The organism is Nocardia sp. NPDC058058, from assembly GCF_042885355.1.
Taxonomy (GTDB): domain Bacteria; phylum Actinomycetota; class Actinomycetes; order Mycobacteriales; family Mycobacteriaceae; genus Nocardia.
In genome coordinates this window covers 1-1,028 of the sequence record NZ_JBHVSA010000064.1, presented here as the reverse complement: position 1 = coordinate 1,028, position 1,028 = coordinate 1, and the positions used below count along the sequence as shown (strand labels likewise).

Genomic DNA, 1,028 nt, shown 5'->3' with positions numbered 1-1,028 from the left:
CTTCTGTGGTCCTTGTTACCCGTGCCCGCTGTTACTGCTGCTCTTCGAACAGGCTGGTGACCGAGCCGTCCTCGAAGACCTCGCGGACCGCGCGCGCCACCATCGGGGCGATCGACAGGACCGTGATCTTGTCGAGCTCCAGGTCCGACGGGTCCGGCAGGGTGTTCGTGAAGATGAACTCGCTGACCTTGGAGTTCTTCAGACGGTCGGCCGCCGGGCCGGACAGGATGCCGTGCGTGGCCGTCACGATGACGTCCTCGGCGCCGTGCGCGAACAGCGCGTCGGCCGCGGCGCAGATGGTGCCACCGGTGTCGATCATGTCGTCGACCAGGACGCAGACGCGGCCCTTGACCTCACCGACGACCTCGTGGACGGTCACCTGGTTGGCGACGTCCTTGTCGCGGCGCTTGTGCACGATGGCCAGCGGCGCGTCCAGACGGTCGCACCAGCGGTCGGCCACGCGCACGCGGCCGGCGTCCGGGGAGACGATCGTCAGCTTGGTGCGGTCCACCTTGGCGCCCACGTAGTCCGCGAGGACCGGCAGGGCCGAGAGGTGGTCGACCGGGCCGTCGAAGAAGCCCTGGATCTGGTCCGTGTGCAGGTCGACCGTCAGGATGCGGTCCGCGCCCGCGGTCTTCAGCAGGTCCGCCACCAGGCGGGCCGAGATCGGCTCGCGGCCCTTGTGCTTCTTGTCCTGGCGGGCGTACCCGTAGGAGGGGATGATCACGGTGATGGAGCGTGCCGACGCGCGCTTCAGCGCGTCGATCATGATCAGCTGCTCCATGATCCACTTGTTGATCGGAGCCGTGTGGCTCTGGATCAGGAAGCAGTCCGCGCCGCGAGCCGACTCCTGGAAGCGGACGTAGATCTCACCGTTCGCGAAGTCGAAGGCCTTCGTCGGCACGAGGCCGACTCCCAGCTGGTGTGCGACCTCCTCGGCCAGCTCGGGGTGGGCGCGGCCGGAGAAGAGCATCAGCTTCTTCTCGCCGGTCGTCTTGATCCCGGTCACAGCACTGTCTCCTCAGACG

The 1,028-nt window shown here is 67.5% G+C and carries 1 protein-coding gene; it reads right to left on the bottom strand.

Features of this window, described 5'->3' with window-relative positions; genetic code table 11:
• Positions 1 to 31 precede the first annotated feature (31 nt).
• The gene (locus tag ACFVUS_RS44200; RefSeq protein WP_387781640.1) at positions 32 to 1,000 is read right to left on the bottom strand and encodes a ribose-phosphate diphosphokinase; all 969 of its coding nucleotides are present in this window, start codon (positions 998 to 1,000) and stop codon (positions 32 to 34) included.
• Between the last annotated feature and the right edge of the window lie 28 nt (positions 1,001 to 1,028).